20 protein-coding genes are annotated in these 19,030 nt (G+C 63.0%); 9 read left to right on the top strand and 11 right to left on the bottom strand.

All coding sequences use genetic code 11. The features are described 5' to 3' along the window. Positions 1–28 precede the first annotated feature (28 nt). The 5 genes from PPGU16_RS02910 to xseA form a co-directional block, all read right to left on the bottom strand. Positions 29–973, bottom strand: a complete 945-nt coding sequence (locus tag PPGU16_RS02910; RefSeq protein ID WP_180721627.1) for an electron transfer flavoprotein subunit alpha/FixB family protein — start codon at positions 971–973, stop codon at positions 29–31. 10 nt (positions 974–983) lie between these two features. Then, positions 984–1,733, bottom strand: a complete 750-nt coding sequence (locus PPGU16_RS02905) for an electron transfer flavoprotein subunit beta/FixA family protein (protein WP_180721626.1) — start codon at positions 1,731–1,733, stop codon at positions 984–986. A gap of 21 nt (positions 1,734–1,754) precedes the next feature. Continuing rightward, on the bottom strand, positions 1,755–2,924 hold the full coding sequence (locus PPGU16_RS02900; protein WP_180721625.1) for a CaiB/BaiF CoA transferase family protein: 1,170 nt from the start codon (positions 2,922–2,924) through the stop codon (positions 1,755–1,757). 326 nt (positions 2,925–3,250) lie between these two features. Then, complete coding sequence (locus tag PPGU16_RS02895; RefSeq protein WP_180721624.1) at positions 3,251–3,829, bottom strand: superoxide dismutase; 579 nt, start codon at positions 3,827–3,829, stop codon at positions 3,251–3,253. Between the two features lie 219 nt (positions 3,830–4,048). Then, positions 4,049–5,428, bottom strand: coding sequence for an exodeoxyribonuclease VII large subunit (gene xseA / locus PPGU16_RS02890; RefSeq protein ID WP_180721623.1), 1,380 nt, complete (start codon positions 5,426–5,428; stop codon positions 4,049–4,051). Positions 5,429–6,022: 594 nt separating this feature from the next. Between xseA and lpxK the strand changes: the two genes are divergently transcribed. The 6 genes from lpxK (at position 6,023) to PPGU16_RS02860 (ending at position 10,619) form a co-directional block, all read left to right on the top strand. Next, positions 6,023–7,039 (top strand): tetraacyldisaccharide 4'-kinase, encoded by a 1,017-nt coding sequence (lpxK, locus tag PPGU16_RS02885; RefSeq protein WP_180721622.1) that lies wholly within the window; start codon positions 6,023–6,025, stop codon positions 7,037–7,039. Beyond that, a complete protein-coding gene (locus PPGU16_RS02880; RefSeq protein ID WP_007180583.1) occupies positions 7,020–7,223 on the top strand; it encodes a Trm112 family protein in 204 nt (67 codons plus the stop codon). Before lpxK ends, PPGU16_RS02880 begins: the two co-directional genes overlap by 20 nt. 111 nt (positions 7,224–7,334) lie before the next feature. Beyond that, positions 7,335–8,138, top strand: coding sequence for a 3-deoxy-manno-octulosonate cytidylyltransferase (kdsB, locus tag PPGU16_RS02875; protein ID WP_180721621.1), 804 nt, complete (start codon positions 7,335–7,337; stop codon positions 8,136–8,138). Between the two features lie 52 nt (positions 8,139–8,190). Further along, the gene (locus PPGU16_RS02870) at positions 8,191–8,352 is read left to right on the top strand and encodes a hypothetical protein (RefSeq protein WP_180721620.1); all 162 of its coding nucleotides are present in this window, start codon (positions 8,191–8,193) and stop codon (positions 8,350–8,352) included. 45 nt (positions 8,353–8,397) lie between these two features. Next, positions 8,398–9,063 (top strand): adenylate kinase, encoded by a 666-nt coding sequence (adk, locus tag PPGU16_RS02865; protein WP_180721619.1) that lies wholly within the window; start codon positions 8,398–8,400, stop codon positions 9,061–9,063. Positions 9,064–9,860: 797 nt separating this feature from the next. Beyond that, the gene (locus PPGU16_RS02860) at positions 9,861–10,619 is read left to right on the top strand and encodes a 3-hydroxyacyl-CoA dehydrogenase (RefSeq protein ID WP_180721618.1); all 759 of its coding nucleotides are present in this window, start codon (positions 9,861–9,863) and stop codon (positions 10,617–10,619) included. A 105-nt stretch (positions 10,620–10,724) separates the two neighbouring features. On the opposite strand, the gene PPGU16_RS02855 is transcribed toward PPGU16_RS02860, so the two are convergent. Then, positions 10,725–11,567 (bottom strand): SirB1 family protein, encoded by an 843-nt coding sequence (locus PPGU16_RS02855; RefSeq protein WP_180722531.1) that lies wholly within the window; start codon positions 11,565–11,567, stop codon positions 10,725–10,727. 5 nt (positions 11,568–11,572) lie between these two features. Beyond that, complete coding sequence (gene murJ / locus PPGU16_RS02850; RefSeq protein ID WP_180721617.1) at positions 11,573–13,123, bottom strand: murein biosynthesis integral membrane protein MurJ; 1,551 nt, start codon at positions 13,121–13,123, stop codon at positions 11,573–11,575. 491 nt (positions 13,124–13,614) lie between these two features. On the opposite strand from murJ, the gene rpsT reads away from it, so the two are divergent. Continuing rightward, complete coding sequence (gene rpsT, locus PPGU16_RS02845) at positions 13,615–13,893, top strand: 30S ribosomal protein S20 (RefSeq protein WP_012399948.1); 279 nt, start codon at positions 13,615–13,617, stop codon at positions 13,891–13,893. 164 nt (positions 13,894–14,057) lie between these two features. On the opposite strand, the gene PPGU16_RS02840 is transcribed toward rpsT, so the two are convergent. Then, positions 14,058–14,387 carry a DUF3579 domain-containing protein gene (locus tag PPGU16_RS02840; protein WP_180721616.1) on the bottom strand — a complete coding sequence of 110 codons (330 nt, stop codon included), beginning with the start codon at positions 14,385–14,387 and terminating at the stop codon, positions 14,058–14,060. Between the two features lie 462 nt (positions 14,388–14,849). Here PPGU16_RS02840 and argF point away from each other — a divergent pair, with 462 nt between their 5' ends. After that, the gene (argF, locus tag PPGU16_RS02835) at positions 14,850–15,779 is read left to right on the top strand and encodes an ornithine carbamoyltransferase (protein WP_180721615.1); all 930 of its coding nucleotides are present in this window, start codon (positions 14,850–14,852) and stop codon (positions 15,777–15,779) included. A 75-nt stretch (positions 15,780–15,854) separates the two neighbouring features. On the opposite strand, the gene murB is transcribed toward argF, so the two are convergent. Continuing rightward, on the bottom strand, positions 15,855–16,895 hold the full coding sequence (murB, locus tag PPGU16_RS02830; RefSeq protein ID WP_180721614.1) for a UDP-N-acetylmuramate dehydrogenase: 1,041 nt from the start codon (positions 16,893–16,895) through the stop codon (positions 15,855–15,857). 169 nt (positions 16,896–17,064) lie between these two features. Here murB and PPGU16_RS02825 point away from each other — a divergent pair, with 169 nt between their 5' ends. Beyond that, positions 17,065–17,550 carry a YajQ family cyclic di-GMP-binding protein gene (locus PPGU16_RS02825; protein ID WP_012399944.1) on the top strand — a complete coding sequence of 162 codons (486 nt, stop codon included), beginning with the start codon at positions 17,065–17,067 and terminating at the stop codon, positions 17,548–17,550. 82 nt (positions 17,551–17,632) lie between these two features. On the opposite strand, the gene plsY is transcribed toward PPGU16_RS02825, so the two are convergent. Both plsY and ybaK read right to left on the bottom strand, forming a co-directional pair. Further along, a complete protein-coding gene (plsY, locus tag PPGU16_RS02820; RefSeq protein ID WP_180721613.1) occupies positions 17,633–18,274 on the bottom strand; it encodes a glycerol-3-phosphate 1-O-acyltransferase PlsY in 642 nt (213 codons plus the stop codon). Between the two features lie 158 nt (positions 18,275–18,432). Then, positions 18,433–18,924: a Cys-tRNA(Pro) deacylase gene (gene ybaK / locus PPGU16_RS02815; protein ID WP_180721612.1), complete on the bottom strand. Its 492-nt coding sequence runs from the start codon at positions 18,922–18,924 to the stop codon at positions 18,433–18,435. Positions 18,925–19,030 lie beyond the last annotated feature (106 nt).

Raw genomic sequence — 19,030 nt, 5'->3', positions numbered from 1 at the left:
TTGGGCGCATACCGCCGGCGACAAGCGGTCACAGAGACGAAACCAGCTTTGGCACCGCATCGAACAGATCGGCCTCAAGACCATAGTCAGCGATGCTAAAAATAGGCGCTTCCGGGTCCTTGTTGATCGCGACGATCACCTTCGAGTCCTTCATCCCCGCCAGATGCTGGATCGCCCCCGAAATGCCGCACGCGATATACAACTGCGGCGCGACGATCTTGCCCGTCTGACCGACCTGCCAGTCATTCGGCGCGAAGCCGGCGTCGACGGCTGCGCGGCTCGCGCCGAGTGCCGCCCCCAGCCGGTCGGCGAGCGGCGCCAGCACTTCGTCGAAGCGCTCACTGCTGCCAAGCGCCCGCCCGCCGCTCACGACGATCTGCGCGTCCGCAAGTTCGGGCCGCTCGCTCTTCGCGACCTGCCGTCCGACGAACATCGAAAGGTGACTGTCGTTGACGGCGTCGATCGCTTCGATCTGCGCGCTGCCGCCCTCCGGCGACGCCGCGTCGAAACTCGTCACGCGCACCGTCACGACCTTGATGGGATCGCCGGAACGCACGGTGATGAGCGCATTGCCCGCATAGATCGGGCGCTCGAACGTATCGGCGCTCAACACGCGCACGATGTCCGAAATCTGCGCGACATCGAGTAGCGCCGCGACGCGCGGCGCGACGCTCTTACCCATGCTCGTCGCTGGAAACAGGATGTGGCTGTAGCGCGCGGCGACATGCGTCACCTGCGCGCCCATGTTCTCGGCGAGACCGTTCGCAAGCGGCGGCGCGTCGGCGACCAGCACGCGCGATACGCCCGCGATGCGCGCCGCCGCGTTTGCCGCGCCCTGCACGCCTTGTCCCGCGACAAGCACATGCACGTCGGCGCCGCATTGCAGCGCGGCCGTCACCGTGCTCAGCGTCGCGCTTCTGATCGATGCGTCGTCGTGCTCGGCAACCACCAGCACACTGGTACGTTCACTCATGTCCGTCTCCTCACAGCACCTTGGCTTCTGTTTTCAGTTTCGCGACGAGCGCGGCGACGTCGGGCACTTTCACGCCTGCACCGCGTTGCGCCGGTTCGGCCGTCTTCAGGACCGTGAGACGCGGCGCGACGTCCACGCCGAGTTGTTCGGGCGTCACCGTATCGAGCGGCTTCTTCTTCGCCTTCATGATGTTCGGCAATGTGGCGTAGCGCGGCTCGTTCAGCCGCAAGTCGGAAGTCACGACAGCGGGCAGCGCAAGACGCACCGTTTCCAGACCGCCGTCGATTTCGCGCGTGACGACGGCGAACTGATCGGCGATCTCGACCTTGCTCGCGCACGTGGCCTGCGGCATGCCCGCGAGCGCGGCGAGCATTTGCCCCGTCTGGTTGCAGTCGTTATCGATGCCCTGCTTGCCGAACAACACGAGTTGCGGCTTTTCCCTGTCGACGAGCGCGCTGAGCAGCTTCGCGACCGCGAGCGGCTCGAGTTCCGCGTCCGTCTGGACGAGAATCCCGCGATCCGCGCCGATCGCCATTGCCGTGCGCAGCGTTTCCTGACAAGCGGCCACGCCGCACGACACCGCGACCACCTCGCTCACGACGCCCCGCTCTTTCAGGCGCACGGCTTCTTCGACGGCGATTTCGTCGAATGGATTGATGCCCATCTTCACGTTGGCGAGATCGACGCCCGAGCCGTCGGACTTGACGCGCACTTTCACGTTGAAGTCCACCACGCGTTTGACCGCGACGAGTGCTTTCATCTGTTGTCTCCTGTCGTTCAATCAAGCTGCCGGCACTTCAGGCTGGAAGCCGAGCCCGTACCCGACCATCCGCTCGATGGCGGCCTCGTCGAAGCCCCAGTCGCGCAAGGCGCGCAAGCCGCCCTGTCCGCGCTGCGGCGCAGGCCCGTCGATGCGCGACGGCGTGGCCGAAAAGCGCGGCGCCGGTGCGGGCTGCACGACGCCCGCCACTTCGACGAAGCTGCCGCGCGCGCGATGCTGCGGGTGATCGGGCGCCTCGGAAAAGCCAAGCACAGGCGCGACGCAGGCGTCGCTGCCATCGAACACCGCGCACCATTCGTCGCGCGTGCGCGAAGCGAAGGCCACAGTGAAGGCTTCGCGCAGAACGGGCCAGCCGCTGCGATCGTGCTGCTTCGGAAGGCCGACATCGGCGAGGCCGAGCTTGTCGAGCAGTTGCGCGTAGAAGCGCGCTTCGACGGCGCCGACGGCCATGTAGTGACCGTCGCGCGTGCGGTAGCTGTCGTACCACGGCGTGCCGCCATCGAGCAGATTGCTCGCGCGTTGCTCGCGCCAGTTACCCGACGCGAGCAGGCCCCAGATCACCGCGCCGAGTTGCGCCGCCCCTTCCGTCATCGCCGCGTCGACGACCTGGCCCGATCCGCCGCGTTGCACATTGAGCAACGCCGACACGACGCCGAGCGCGAGCAGCATGCCGCCTCCGCCGTAATCGCCGACGAGGTTCAACGGCACGACGGGCGCGCCATCGGCGGGTCCGATGCCGGACAGCACGCCTGACAGCGCGATGTAGTTCAGATCGTGGCCGGCACGCGCCGCGAGCGGACCCGTTTGCCCCCAGCCCGTCATGCGTCCGTAGACGAGCTTCGGATGACGCGCGAACGCCTCGTCGGGACCGAGTCCGAGCCGCTCCATCGTGCCCGGCCGATAACCTTCGATCACGACGTCCGCATGCGCCATCAGATCGAGCGCCGCTGCCACCGATACCGGCTGCTTCAGATCGAGCGTGACCGAGCGGCGCCCCCGGCCCGTGACATCGATGCGCTTGCCGTTGGTTTTCGGCCCGAGATCGTCGGGCGCAGCCGGCCTGTCGACGCGTAATACGTCCGCGCCCATATCGGCGAGCAGCATCGCGCCGAAGGGCCCGGGACCGATCGCTTCGAATTCCAGCACTCTGATTCCGTTCAAAACGCCCATCGTCCACCTGTCTCCATGGAAATGCGGCCAGGCTGACGGGTGCCAACCGGGCCTTGCTGTCGGTTGTGAGTGTCGGAGCGGCAGAGTGCTCCTTTGATCGTAGTAAGCCCTGGCGGACATCAGACAGGACCACCCCGAACGGGTGGCGAAGGGAGTCGGCGTTTTATTTCGACGGGTGCTGGCAAGTGCGAGTATTAATGCAATATACAGATTAATTCGGATATCGAATTAATAGGCACCAAAAAGAAAAAGCCCTCACAAGTGAGGGCTTTCCATTGATTCTGCGCTTGCCGGTTTTTCAAACGCTTACCGGATCACGCGAAGACTTACGCGAAATTCTTTTCCGCGAAGTCCCAGTTCACGATGTTCCAGAATGCTTCGACGAACTTCGGACGCGCATTGCGGTAGTCGATGTAGTACGCGTGTTCCCACACGTCGATCGTGAGGAGCGCCTTGGCGTCCGTCGTCAGCGGCGTGGCTGCGTTGCTGGTCGACACCAGATCCAGCGTACCGTCTGCCTTCTTCACGAGCCATGCCCAGCCCGAGCCGAACGTGCCGACTGCCGTCTTCGTGAATTCTTCCTTGAACTTGTCGAAGGAACCCCACTTCGCGTTGATCGCTTCGGCGACCTTGCCCTTCGGCGCGCCACCACCTTGCGGCGACAGGCTGTTCCAGAAGAACGTGTGATTCCAGATTTGCGCGGAGTTGTTGAAGATGCCGCCCGACGACTTCTTGACGATCTCTTCCAGCGACAGGTTCTCGAACTCAGTGCCCTTGATCAGATTGTTCAGGTTGGTCACATAGGTCTGATGGTGCTTGCCGTAGTGAAACTCGAGCGTCTCTTCCGACATGTGCGGAGCGAGCGCGTTCTTCGCGAACGGCAGCGGCGGGAGCGTATGTTCCATGGTGCTATTCCTTTGTATCTGTTTATGGGGAGTCTGCGGATAACGCTGCGGGAGCACTCGATTGTAGGCGAGTTGGAATAACCCCGCAAACGCAAGCCCTTTATGGCACGCATTGCGAAAACAGGCTGCGCGGGCAGCGTAATTAATGCTCGCGCAGCGGGTTTTCACCTGTCATACGAAGGTCAAAACTACTGTGCCCGATAACGCTTTACGGCACGATTAAAAGCCATCCGTAAGACGCGGCTGAACATCCGACAGCGCGATGTCCGCCGAGCCTTCAGCGAGGTGAACGGTCATGCGGCGGCCAGGTTTCAAGGCCGAGGGCGCGCGCACTGCGCGGCCGTTTTGCGCATCGAGCAATGCCGCGTAACCGCGTTCGAGCGTGCGTTGCGGGCTCAGTACTTCGAGCCGCGCGGCAAGCGTTTCCACGCGCGCAATGTGTCTTTCATGTTGACGCAACAATGCGCGCTCGAGCCGCTCGGCAAGCCCGCTCACTTTCGAACGATGCTGCGAGAGATCGGGGCGCCAGCGCTGCCAGCGCATCTGCACGAGCGCGAAGCGCCCGCGAGCATCGCGCACGGGCCGCGCGCCCGCCGACGCGAGCCGCACGCTCAGTTGCTGCAGATGCGTGCGTTGCCGCGCGAGCCTTTCGGCCGGCGACACGAGACGACGTGCGAGCCAGTCGAGTTGTTGCGCGCGCCGCTCCATCATGCGGCCGAAGCCGCGCGCGAGCGTCGCATGTCGATGATCGAGATCGCGCAGCAGCAGCACGCGTTGCGGGCTGACGAGTTCGGCGGCGCCCGTGGGCGTGGGCGCGCGGACATCGGCGGCGAAGTCGGCGATCGTGAAGTCGGTTTCGTGACCGACACCGCTCACGACGGGCATCTTGCTTTCCGCGATCGCGCGGGCCAGCACTTCTTCGTTGAAAGCCCACAGGTCTTCGATCGAGCCGCCGCCGCGGCACACGATCAGCACGTCCACTTCACCGCGCCGGCTGGCCGTCTCGACCATTGCGGCCAGCTTCGCGCTGACGCCCGCGCCCTGCACGGGCGCCGGATAGACGATCACGGGGATGTGGGGCGCGCGACGCGCCAAGGTGGTCAGCACGTCGCGCAACGCGGCCGCCTGCAACGACGTGACGATGCCGATCGCGCGCGGATGCGCGGGCAGCGCGCGCTTGCGTTCCGCGTCGAACAGACCTTCCGCTTCGAGTTGCGCCTTCAGCCGCAGGAACGCTTCGTACAAACGGCCCTGACCCGTACGACGCACGGCCTCGACATTCAGTTGCAGTTCGCCGCGCGGCTCGTACATTGTGACGAGCGCGCGCACTTCGATCTTGTCGCCTTCGCGCGGCGTGAACTCCGCATGTTGCGCCCGGCCGCGGAACATCACGCAGCGCATCTGCGCCTGTGCGTCCTTGATCGAGAAGTACCAGTGCCCGCTCGCGGCGCGCGTAAAGTTCGACACTTCGCCGGAGACCCAGACGAGCGGAAACGAGCGTTCGAGCATCGTGCCGATCGCGCGGTTGAGTACCGAGACGGGAACGACGGCATCGCCGCCCGCGCCAGCGGACGACGAGAAAGGACTTTCGGAATTCATGCGAGGAATGGTTTAAACAGGCCGGACAGACGATAGACCGATCAGCCAGTCAGGTCCAGTGAGTTCTAAACGCCTTTAGCCGGATTGTTAAAAGTGTCCACATGTCGGGAGTCGCGTCGAGGGCCGGCTCAAAACGGCTCCAGAGCCCACTTAATACCATCTAACCTATTGATTTATATTGTCTTTTTATCCGATAAAAGTTCCCCATTGTCGAGCCGAGGCTTGCGCGACGGCCTTCCCGACAAATTGCAAGGCACGTTCTCCACAAAGTTATCCACAGGCTATGGATAAAGCATTGGTCGTGCGAGAGCCGCATGTGGTGGCGTGTCCGACTTGCGGCTAACGCCGCCCGCGCGCTAGAGTGCCGGGTTCTGGCGGAATCTGTCGGACGCGGCGAGCGCTCCTGCGCGAACGGGCGCGAATGGTTTTTGCCGCCTTCGTCGTCCTGTTGCTGTTCCGTCGTTGTCCGCGTTTCGTGGTTCTCGTCGTTCCCCTGGTCTTTCAACCGTCGGTGCAACCGACCGTCCGGAGATGCCTGCTGATGTTCGCCCTGTCCGTCCTGTCTGACGCGCCGCGCAAGCCGGCCGACTGCCGATGAGCGAACTCGCTTCCCGCCTCGAAGCGCGTATCGCGCGCGAATGGCAGCAGCGCGGCCCGCTCGCCTGGGCGATGACGCCGCTCGCCTGCGTGTTCGGCGCGGTGGCGCTCGCGCGCCGCTCGGCATTCGGGCTCGGCTGGCTGAAGTCGGTGCGCGTGCCCGTGCCTGTGGTGGTGGTCGGCAACGTGACGGTCGGCGGCACGGGCAAGACGCCGACGGTGATCGCGCTCGTGCAGGCGCTGCGCAGCGCGGGCTTCACGCCCGGCGTCGTGTCGCGCGGCTACGGCGTGAAGATCTCACTGCCGACGCTCGTTACGCCGACTTCGAAGGCGTCGCAGGCGGGCGACGAACCGCTTTTGATCGCACGCCGCACGGGTGCGCCCGTGTTCGTCTGCCCCGATCGCGTCGCCGCCGCCGAGGCGCTGTGCAAGGCGCACCGCAATGTCGACGTGATCGTCAGCGATGACGGCTTGCAGCACTATCGGCTCGAGCGCGACGCCGAAATCGTCGTGTTCGATCACCGGCTGGGCGGCAACGGCTTCCTGCTGCCCGCCGGTCCGTTGCGCGAGCCGCTGTCGCGCAAGCGCGACGCGACGCTCATCAACAATCCGTACGACCGCGCGCTGCCGCCGTGGCCGAACACGTTCTCGCTAGAGCTCGCACCCGGCGACGCATGGCATCTCGACAATCCGCGCCTGCGCCGCCCGCTCGCGCAGTTTGCCGGCGAGCGCGTGCTGGCGGCGGCGGGCATCGGTGCACCGGAGCGCTTCTTCGCGACACTGCGCGCGGCGGGCCTTTCGCCACAGACGCGCGCGCTGCCCGATCATTACGCGTTCAGCACGAATCCGTTCGTCGACGTGGACGCCGATGCGATCCTGATCACCGAAAAGGATGCGGTAAAATTGGGGTCCTGGCATGATGCGCGGCTCTGGGTCGTCCCCGTCGAAGCCACGCTCGATCATCGCCTCATTGCACTCGTTGTGGAGAAAGTCCGTGGACGCTCGCCTGCTTGAAATTCTCGTTTGCCCGATCTGCAAGGGCCCGCTCAGCTACGACCGCGCCGCGCAGGAGCTGATCTGCAACGCAGACAAGCTGGCCTATCCGATCCGCGACGGCATTCCCGTGATGCTCGTCGACGAAGCGCGGCAAACGGTCGAAGGCACGCCCGTCGACCTCAATCCGGGCTCCGTTGCGTGAGCGACGCTGCGCGTGACGCTCGCGCGTACGCCGCCAACTGAACACACACCGCGCCGCCGCCAAGGCGGCGCGTCTTTCTCGGCCCGCACAAGGCCTGATGTGACGCTTCCGATGAACGACACCCTGCACACTCCGCCCTTCATCGCCGTCGTCCCGGCGCGCCTTGCTTCGACGCGTCTGCCGAACAAGCCACTGGCTGATATCGGCGGCAAGCCGATGGTCGTTCGCGTCGCGGAACGCGCGCTCGAATCGGGCGCGCAGCAGGTGCTGGTCGCGACCGACGCGCAATCCGTCTTCGACGTCGCGCGCGCGCATGGCATCGACGCGATGATGACGCGCGCCGATCATCCGTCGGGCACGGACCGTCTCGCGGAAGTCGCGGCGCATTACGGCTGGAGCGACGACACGATCGTCGTCAACGTGCAGGGCGACGAGCCGCTGATCGATCCGGCACTGGTGCGCGGCGTAGCGTCGCACCTCGCATCGACGGATGGCTGCGCGATCGCGACGGCCGCGCATCCGATCCACGATCCAGCCGAAGTCTTCAATCCGAACGTCGTCAAGGTCGTGCTCGATGCACGCGGTGTCGCGCTGTACTTCTCGCGCGCGCCGATTCCATGGGCCCGCGACGCCTACCAGCCGCATTGGCCGAATGTCGCGCAAATGCCGACTCCGCCTGCACCCGCTGCCGTGTACCGGCATATCGGACTGTATGCGTATCGCGCGAAGTTCCTCCGTACTTACCCGAGTCTGTCGATCTCGCCGATCGAGCAGGCCGAAGCGCTCGAACAACTGCGCGCGATGTGGCACGGCGAGCGCATCGCGGTGCTCGTCACGCACGACGCGCCGCTGCCCGGCGTCGACACACCAGACGATCTGGCCCGTGTACAGGCGTTTTTCGGGTCGTCGGCGTAAAAAGCCATGGCATAATCGATCGTTCGCGCGATTCATCCGATATCGATGCGCGTTGGCCGATATCACCATTCGCCCGTTTTTTATCCGCCTGTTTTGCCGTTTGCTTCGCAGCGCCGCTCATTGCGTGCAGCGCGAAGTCGGCAGCGAAAAGCTGCCCGGCCATCTCAGCGGCAACAAAGAATCAAGAGCGTCGACCGCAGCATGCATGCAATGACTCGCGGCGCGCCACACAGAATTGACATAGATCTGGAGATATCACATGCGTTTGATCCTGTTGGGCGCACCTGGCGCGGGCAAGGGCACCCAGGCGAACTTCATCAAGGAAAAGTTCGGCATTCCGCAAATCTCGACGGGCGACATGCTGCGCGCCGCCGTCAAGGCAGGCACACCGCTCGGCCTCGAAGCGAAGCGCTACATGGATGCGGGCGAACTCGTCACGGATGAACTCATCATCAATCTCGTGAAGGAACGTCTGCAAGACTGCGACTGCGAAAACGGTTATCTGTTCGACGGCTTCCCGCGCACCATTCCGCAAGCGGAAGCGATGAAGAACGCGGGCGTGGCCATTGACTACGTGCTGGAGATCGACGTGCCGTTCGACGAGATCATCACGCGTATGAGCGGTCGCCGTATGCACCCTGCGTCGGGCCGTACGTATCACGTCAAGTTCAATCCGCCGAAGGTGGAAGGCATCGACGACGTGACGGGCGAACCGCTGATCCAGCGCGACGACGACAAGGAAGAGACGGTGAAGAAGCGTCTCGACGTGTATGTCGCGCAGACCAAGCCGCTGATCGAGTACTACAACGGCTGGGCGCAGAAGGGCGATCCGTCGACGCCGCTGAAGGCGCCGCAATATCGGCGTATCTCGGGCTTGGGCTCCGTCGATGAAATCCGTGCGCGTGTGTTTGAGGCGCTGAAGTAAGGTTTTTTTTTGTCTTGCGACGCTGGTGTGGTTTGCTAGTGTTTTTGTTGGCGTCCGCGGTTTGTTAGCTTGCTTCACGCGTCGCCCCTGTGCGGGGCGGCACCTACTTTTCTTTGCCGCCGCAAAGAAAAGTAGGCAAAAGAAAGCGGCTCACACCGCCAACTCTTCTCCCCTCCCACGGGCCCCCAACGGCCCCGTCCTGTCCGCGGCATCGTTCCTCTCGATGCCCGCTGCCAACACTTCGAATTGGCGCATCACCCGCTTCATGCTCCCGCGTCGCCACACGCACAATCAAATCGCTTACGTTCTATAGCGGCAAACTGTGTGTAGGCTGTCTCGCCGTACGCGCATCGCTCCGGACTGGAAAGCAATGTCGGTGTCGTAAGAGCGCCGACGTGTACAGCGCTACGACCTACACATAGTTTGCCACCTGGGCGGCACACACCATTTGCTGCCGCTGGCTGCGCTACGGGTGATTGAAGCGGGTGAGGCATTGATTCGCGGCGTTGGCAACGAGCGGGAACTGAGAAGTCGCCGTGTGAAGGATAAAAACCGTTGGGGGCCCTCAGGCAAACACAAGCACTGACGGTGTGAGCCGCTTTCTTTTGCCTACTTTTCTTTGCGGCGGCAAAGAAAAGTAGGTGCCGCCCCGCACAGGGGCAACGCTTGCAGACCAGTAACATCACGCGGATGCCAGCAAAAAAACTGCCAATTTGACGCCCCACCCCGACCCGTTAAAATCGTCCATCAACAACTATTCCAACTACGCGATTCAAGCATCCATCAAGGAGAAGACAATGGACATCAAGAACAACGTGTTCCTGATCACAGGCGGCGCATCCGGACTCGGCGCAGCGACAGCGCGGCTCGTTGCACAGAACGGCGGCAAGGTCGTGCTCGCAGACCTGAACCACGACGCGGGCACCGCACTCGCGCAGGAACTCGGCGGCGTGTTCGTCAAGTGCGACGTGAGCCGCGAAGACGATGCCGTGCTCGCCGTCGAAGCCGCGACGAAGCTCGGCCCGCTGCGCGGCCTCGTCAATTGCGCAGGCGTCGCTCCGGCGATGAAGACGGTCGGCAAGGACGGCCCGCATCCGCTGCACTCGTTCGCTCGCACGGTGTCGATCAATCTCGTCGGCACGTTCAACATGATTCGCCTCGCGGCCGCAGAGATGTCGAAGCTCGAACCGAATGCACTCGGCGAGCGGGGCGTGATCGTCAATACGGCTTCCGTCGCGGCGTTCGACGGACAGATCGGCCAGGCCGCGTATGCGGCGTCGAAAGCAGGCGTCGCCGGCATGACGCTGCCGATCGCGCGCGATCTGTCGCGCAACGCAATCCGCGTCATGACGATTGCGCCAGGCATCTTCGAAACGCCGATGCTGCTCGGCATGCCGCAGGAAGTGCAGGACGCGTTGGGCGCAATGGTGCCGTTCCCGCCGCGCCTCGGCAAACCGGACGAATACGCAATGCTCGTCAAACAGATCTTCGACAACCCGATGCTCAACGGCGAAGTGATCCGTCTGGACGGCGCGATCCGCATGCAGCCGAAGTAAGCGCGGCTCGCTTCGCGTTACGCGAAAGCACACCGCTGAAATGAAAACGCCTGCGTATTCAAACTACGCAGGCGTTTTTGTCTGAAGCAGCGGTTCAAACGAGTGTCAGTCGTGATCGTCGTGTTGCGTGCGCTGCCGCAACTCGTGCAATTGCGATTCGACGACGGTCGCATCGTCCGCATCTGGCCGGTCGCCGAGATAGCGTTCGAGATCTTCGAGCGCAGGCCGCAGGTAATCGAGCCGCGCATACGCGAAGCCGCGATCGCGCACTTCTTCGATGCTCTCCGGCAGCAGGATCACGAGACGCTGCTGCACAGCGAGCAAGCGCTGCCAGCGCTCGGTTTGCAGATACGTCGCCTTGAGGTTGCGCAGCATGCGCGCGATGATCTCGCGGCGCGTCGCCGGCTGCAGCAGCATGCGCAACGCGCGGCTGACCGATTCGCCCGCTTTCGCCACATAAGGCTCGAGCATCTCGACCATCTCCGCTTCCGACAGCGGATGACCCGTGGTCGGATCGATCATCGCGTCGCCTTCGGGCAGCGTGACGCGCAGCAGGAAATGCCCCGGGAACGATACGCCGCGCACGGGAATATCCACCTGCGACGCCATCTCCAGATACAGCACCGCCAGCGAGATCGGGATACCGCGCCGGCGCTTGAGCACCATGTTCAGGTGGCTGTTATCCGGGTCGTAGTAATCGTTGACGTTCGCCCCGAAGCCCAGTTCGCGAAAGAAGTAACGGTTCAGAATGCCGACGCGCTGCTGGATGTCGGCATCGTCCGGAATGCGGCGCTTGACGCGCAAGGTGAGTTCGTCGATCTCCGCGAGCACGGCTTGCAGATCGAGATCGGGATAGGCGTCCTGCGCGAGCGAGAGCGCCGCTTCCGTTAGTGGAAGGCCATCGTCCTCGGCGACAAGCGCGCTGAAATAGTCGAGAACCCGGGTCATCGTGATCACTTCGCTCGCCTTCTGAAATACGCGTATTTGAAGCCCATCGCCCAAAGCATACCGAAATATAACGCCGCGAACAGAACGAGGCACGCTGCAAGCAGCACCATGCGCCGCAATGGCTCGGCGTGCATGCCGATCCAGTCGAAACTGATGGCGAACCAGTGCATCACGCCGGCGAGCACGAGGCACGCGCCCACCAGCTGCACGAAAAACACCGACCAGCCCCGCGACGGCGTATAGATGCCGCGCCGCCGCAAGCCGATGAACAGACACAGCGCGTTGACGCAGGCGCCCAGCCCGATCGAAAGCGTGAGCCCCGCGTGCGAGAAGATCGGCACGAACACGTAGTTGCTCAACTGCGTAACGATGAGCACGCCGATGCCGATTTTCACGGGCGTCTTGATGTCCTGCTTGGCGTAGAAACCGGGCGCGAGAATCTTGATCAGGATGATCCCGATCAGCCCGATGCCGTAGGCGGCCAGCGCGCGGCCCACCATCACCACGGCATTGCCGTCGAACTTGCCGTAGTGGAACAGCGTAGCCGTGAGCGGCTCGGCGAAGAAGAACAGCGCGACGGCGCTCGGCGCCGCGAGCAGGAACGTCACCCGCAAGCCCCAGTCGAGCAGCGACGAGTATTCGTGCGCGTCGGCGTCGACGTGCGCTTTCGACAGGCTCGGCAGCAGAATCGTGCCGAGCGCGACGCCGAGCAGCGCCGTCGGAAATTCCATCAGACGGTCGGCGTAGTTGATCCACGACACGGCGCCAGGCCCGATGTGCGATGCGATATTCGTGTTGATGATCAGGCTGATCTGCGCAACGGATACTGCGAACATCGCCGGCAGCATCTTCGCGAGCACGCGTTTGACGCCGCGATGCGCGAGCGCCTTGAGCGGATTGAGCCCGATGCGCGGGATCATGTCGATCTTCTTGAGCCCCGGCAACTGCACGATGAACTGCGCGATCCCGCCTGCGATCACCGCCCACGCGAGCGCGTACACGGGCACTTTCATCAGCGGCGCGACGAACACGGCCGCGATGATGAACGAGACGTTCAGCAGCACGGGCGCGAACGCGGGCAGCGAGAAATTCTTGTAAGTGTTCAACACGCCCGACGCCAGCGACGTCAACGAGATGAACACGATGTAAGGGAACATGATCCGCGTCATCGACACGGCGAGCGTGAACGCCTGGCCATCGCTGCGCAGGCCGGACGCGACCACCAGCACGACCCACGACGCCCCCGCCACGCCGAGCAGCGACAGCACGGCGAGCGCCCAGGCAAGCACGGTCGAGGTCGCGTCGACGAGCGCCTTCGTCGCGTCGTGACCTTGCTGGTTCTTGAACTCGGCGAGGATCGGTACGAAGGCCTGCGAAAACGCGCCCTCCGCGGAAATGCGGCGCAGCAGGTTCGGAATGCGAAACGCGACGTAGAACGCGTCGGTGTATTGGCTCGCCCCGAATGCGCGGGCGATCAGGGTCTCGCGGGCCAGTCCGGTCACGCGAGAAAGCAGCGTGAAGCCGCTGACCGTCAGCAGGGCTCGGAATAGATTCATGGGGCGCTTATTATACGGGTGCGTCCAGGGCGGTCAGCATGTCAGGGGCATGATTCGTGGCAATTCGAAGCGTTTGGGACCGATTTGCAGCAAAGACGTTCGATTTGACGACGAATTTGTGAGGAAATGTCTCGTTCGACGGGTCCTTGCGCACACAATGCCTCGTACGCGCACCGTGGCGCCAACACAAACGTGCGCTTGCCCCGTCGCCTCCTGACAACCCGTCCGGGAACGTCGTCACGCCGGGCGGTTGCCACGTATCTGATTTCGTTGCTATAATCGTCGGTTTCGAAGCTCGCTCAGCCTTCTGCCTCACCTGCCTTGTTCAAATCCAAGGCGATCCGAGCCGGAACGAGCGGGATTTCACGTAGTTCTCAGTCGTTTGTCTATTTGCGCCCTTGAGCAATCGCTCTCAGGGGTTCGATCTAAAAGCAGCGCCTGCTTTCGCATGAAAGCGGGCACTGGAAACAGGAACAGGATAAGGAACCGTCATGGCTAACTCCGCACAAGCACGCAAGCGCGCCCGTCAAGCCGCCAAGGCAAACTCGCACAACTCGGCGCTGCGCTCGAAGTACCGCACGGCTGTCAAGGCTGTCCGCAAGGCAATCGAAGCCGGCGACGCAGCGCAAGCCGCTGAAATCTTCAAGGCATCGGCAAAGACGCTGGACATCATTGCCGACAAGAAAATTGTTCACAAGAACAAGGCAGCTCGCCATAAGAGCCGCCTCGCTGCAGCCGTCAAGGGTCTGCAAGCGCCCGCAGCGCAGTAAATTAACGAATCCGGCGGCTCGCTCACGCGGGCTGCTTCCTGTTTCCGCTGCGTCATGAAAGCCCGCTTTTGCGGGCTTTTTTGTTTTTTGCGCGCAACGTCGGGCGCGCGGACACAAAAAAACCCGCCGATGCGGGTTCCATTGCCTACCTCTACTGCCACACGCTACGGGGCCTTACGCGCCTCATGCTCCGGCGGAAGCTCGCAAGCCTCAGTGACGAGCAGATCGTTGTCTTTCGCGAAGTTCATGACGAAGTCGAACGCCATCGGCTCGATGTCCCGCAACCGCGAATCCAGAATCACGACCTTGACGTCGCCGATCAGCGTAGGCCGAACGTAATGCGAATACTGAAGACGGGCGTTCGGCCCTTTCGCGCCCGGACCGTAACACGACATCACGCCTGCCAGCCGCTCCGACCAGTCGCTTGGACGAAACTTTCGCCCACTCGACGTGATGCCTTGAATGAAATATTCGGTTGGGGGTGTGTCGGCCATGTACGAAACCCTGAGTGACTGCCCAGCGATCTGCCGGTAAAGAGCCCGCGAAGGATGTTGCCTGAGAACGCTGTCGGAATACGTTTCACGACCACGCAAACCAGCAGAAAACAAGCCGGTCGCCTGTCGCGGAAAGCCAGCGAGGGCACCTTGAGCAGCAGCCATGAAAGCACACTGCGCGGCAAGACTGCGTGTGCCAGCGAGTGCGCGAAAGCCGTGTCCTGCAAGCGTGGAGCCTGCCCGCCGGGCTTTAAGAAAACTTTTAGATTATAGCGCAGCGAGGGTTTTTCCGCACCGCACCCAAGCACCCTGGAACAGTCCTTTGCAGCTTCCGATAAGTGGGATATGCGTGCTGGCTGACTCGTCAAAACATTCAAAATCCTTTATGCTGCATTGAGTTACCACAAACAACGGCGGCCCAGTCCGGCAATTTCGCCCGGCTGAATCCGCCGTATTTGTTTCATGACCGCCAAGAAAATCCGCCACTACCTGCAGTTCAACGATTTCTCGCTGGAAGACTACGAGTACGTGCTCGAACGCGCGCGCATCCTGAAGCGCAAGTTCAAGAACTACGAGACCTATCATCCGCTGCACGACCGCACGCTGGCGATGATCTTCGAGAAGAATTCGACGCGCACGCGCCTGTCATTCGAAGCGGGCATTTTCCAGCTAGGCGGTCACGCCGTCTTCATGAGCACGCGCGACACGCAGCTCGGCCGCGGCGAACCGATCGAAGACGCAGCGCAAGTCATCTCGCGGATGGTCGACATCATCATGATCCGCACGTTCGGCCAGGACATCATTCAGCGCTTTGCGGAAAATTCGCGCGTGCCCGTCATCAACGGTCTGACGAACGAATATCACCCCTGCCAGGTGCTGGCCGACATTTTCACGTACTACGAGCATCGCGGCCCGATTCGCGGCAAGACGGTCGCATGGGTCGGCGACGCGAACAACATGCTGTACACGTGGATCGAAGCCGCGCAGATTCTCGGCTTCAAACTGCGCCTGTCCACGCCGCCGGGCTACAAGCTAGACCGCGCGCTGGTCGCGGCCGAAAGCGCGCCGTTCTACGAAGAATTCGACGATCCGAACGAAGCCTGCAAAGGCGCGGATCTCGTGACGACGGACGTCTGGACCAGCATGGGCTTCGAAGCGGAAAACGAGGCACGCAAGAAGGCGTTCGCCGACTGGTGCGTCGATGCCGACATGATGTCGCGCGCGAACAAGGACGCCCTCTTCATGCACTGCCTGCCGGCGCATCGGGGTGAGGAAGTGAGCGCCGAGGTGATCGACGGGCCACAGAGCGTCGTATGGGACGAAGCGGAAAACCGTCTGCACGTGCAGAAGGCGCTGATGGAATTCCTGCTGCTCGGCAAGCTGAATCACTGAGCTTCACAACAGGCAGATCAAACAAAATCGCCGGCTCGAAGCCGGCGATTTTCTTTTGAGCGAGCCGCTAACCGCTCACAGACAAACCGGCTCCGCCTCCAGCTCGACGCCGAACCGCTGCGCGACATCCTGCTGAATCGCCTTCGCGAGCGCCAGCACCTCTGCCCCGCTCGCGCCGCCGTGATTCACGAGCACGAGCGCCTGCCGCTCATGCACGCCCGCTGCGCCCATCGTGCGGCCTTTCCAGCCGCACCGGTCGATCAGCCAGCCAGCCGCGAGCTTCACGCGCCCATCCGCCTGACGATACGAAACGACCTCCGGCTCCTTCGCGCGCAACGCGTCGAATTGCGCCGCCTCGACGACGGGATTCTTGAAGAAGCTTCCCGCGTTGCCGAGCGCGAGCGGATCGGGCAGCTTCGCGCGCCGCACCGCGACGACGGCATCGAAGATTGCCTGAGGCGACGGCGTCGAATCGCCGAGACCGACGGCAGCAAGTTCGCGCGCGATGTCCGCGTAACCCGCGCGCGGCACCCACGCCTTCGGCAGCCTGAACGTCACCGACACGATCACGAAGCGCTCGCGCCCTTCCTGCTTGAAAAAGCTGTCGCGGTAGCCGAAGCGGCAACCCTCGGCATCGAGTTCTATGGTTTCGCCCGTCGCCAGCTCGATGGCACGCAGCGACACGAATCGCTCGCACATCTCCAGCCCATACGCGCCGATGTTCTGGATCGGCGCCGCGCCCACCGTGCCCGGAATCAGCGCGAGATTTTCGAGGCCGGGCATGCCCTCTGCGAGCGTCCACGACACGAACTCGTGCCAGTTCTCGCCCGCGGCCGCTTCTACGTACCACGCGTCGTCGTCTTCGCGGACCATCTTGCGGCCGCGCAAGCCGATCAGCAGCACGAGGCCGTCGAAATCGCCCGTCAACACGACGTTGCTGCCGCCGCCCAGCACGAGCCGCCGCAAGCCTGCAGCACGCGGATCGCGCACGGCGGCAAGCAGTTGCGCCTCGCTTTCGATATGGCATGCAAGCCGCGCGCGCACGTCGAAACCGAACGTGTTGTGCGGCTTCAGCGGGAAGTCGGCGATGAACGAAAGGGGATCGGACTGGGACATCAGGCGTTCTGGCAAGCGCTCAAGGAACCCACGCGACGTCGACACGATCCGCGCGAGCCTTGGGCAAATAGGGAAGGCGTCGGTAAAATGACACCGGTCCGTGATTATAGCGAGTGCGTCGCACGCAGCCTTGCGCGCGGCCGCGCTTTGAAACAAATGGGAGAAAGCAATGCCATCGTTTGACGTCGTCTGCGAAGCCAACATGATCGAGGTGAAGAACGCCATCGAGCAATCCAACAAGGAAATTTCGACGCGCTTCGACTTCAAGGGCTCGGACGCTCGCGTCGAGCAAAAGGAACGCGAACTGACCGCGTTCGCCGACGACGAGTTCAAGCTCGGCCAGGTGAAGGACGTGCTGGTATCGAAAATGGCGAAGCGCAACGTGGATGTGCGCTTCCTCGACTACGGCAAGATCGAGAAGATCGGCGGCGACAAGGTCAAGCAGGTCGTCACCGTGAAGAAGGGTGTGTCCGGCGATCTCGCGAAGAAGATCGTCAAACTCGTGAAGGACAGCAAGATCAAGGTTCAGGCGAGCATTCAGGGCGACGCGGTGCGCGTAACGGGCACCAAGCGCGACGACCTGCAAAGCGTGATCGCGATGCTGCGCAAGGACGTGACCGACACGCCGCTCGACTTCAACAACTTCCGCGACTGATTCTCGCGCTCAGACGCCGCGCGTCGGGCGGCATTCCGGATGACGGGCGGCAAACACGCTTGCCGCCCCACCTGCTGCGGGCTCAGTGCTTGTTCGAAGCCGTCCGCGCCGCCGCTTCCGCCTTCTTCTTGTCGCCGATGCGGCTCTCCTGCCCTGCTACCAGCTTCGCAATGTTCGCGCGATGACGCCAGATCAGGAGCGCGCTCATCGCGACGATCGCCACCGCGATCACGTTTGCGCCGAACAGAAAGCCGTCGAACAACGGCGCGAAGATCGCCGCGCACAGCGCGGCCAGCGACGAATAACGCGTGAAGAACGCGACGATCAGCCAGGTCGCGAGCGTCGCGATGCCGAGGATGGGATTGATGGCGAGCAGCACGCCCGCAGCCGTCGCCACGCCCTTGCCGCCCTTGAAGCGGAAGAAGACGGGATACAGGTGGCCGACGAACACGGCGATGGCGGCAATCGCGACGGACGTGTCGTCGAGTCCGAAGTGCGCCGAGAAATGTCCCGTCAGCCACACGGCGAGCCAGCCTTTGAACGCGTCGCCGAGCAGCGTGAGGATCGCGGCCTTCTTGTTGCCGCTGCGCAGCACGTTGGTCGCGCCGGGGTTCTTCGAGCCGTACGAGCGCGGATCGGCGAGTCCCATCGCAGCGCTGACGACCACGGCAAACGACACCGAGCCGATCAGATAGGCCACGACGGCGACAATCAGGTTTTCCATGTTCAAACTCTTATCAGTGTCGGAAAGCGTACCAGGCGACGCTGGTCTCCAGGCTCCGCATGCGCAATACGCGCCGGCGCAAGATGCGCCAGCGCAACGGCGCACATTCTACCGAACCCTTCAGTTGCTTCCACAGGCCAGTACAACGACAGCACGCGTCATTCGACGATCGCGCATTGCACCGGCTTCGCAGCCAGCAGCGACGTCACCACGGCGGGCTCGATGCTGACCAGAAAGCCACGCCGCCCGCCGTTGATGAAGATCCTGTCGAGTTCGAGTATGGTCGATTCGACGTACACGGGCATCGCCTTCTTCGTGCCGAACGGCGACGTGCCGCCAATCATGTAACCCGAATGACGGCTCGCGACTTCCGGCTTGCACGGCTCGACGCGCTTCGCGCCGATCTGCCGCGCCAGGTTCTTGGTCGACACGGTGCGGTCGCCGTGCATCAGCACGATCAGCGGTTTCGCGTTTTCGTCTTCCATCACCAGCGTCTTGACGACCTGATGCTCGTCGACGCCCAACTGCCGCGCCGATTCGGCCGTGCCGCCGTGGTCGACGTAGTCGTACGGATGCTCGCCGAATTCGACCTTGTGGCGACGCAGAAACTGCGTGGCGGGTGTCTCGGAAACATGTCTGGATTTGCTCATCGGCGCATTGTAATGGCGGCGCGGCACGGCGACCATTGGCCGAATGGCCAATTGTGCGGGCGCCGAGGCTATGGCACGATCGTTCGGTACGCGTTACGCGCAATGG

This window comes from Paraburkholderia largidicola, from assembly GCF_013426895.1.
Classification (GTDB): domain Bacteria; phylum Pseudomonadota; class Gammaproteobacteria; order Burkholderiales; family Burkholderiaceae; genus Paraburkholderia; species Paraburkholderia largidicola.
The sequence above is the reverse complement of the archived record's forward strand: the minus strand, read 5'-3'. Positions and strand labels throughout refer to the sequence as shown.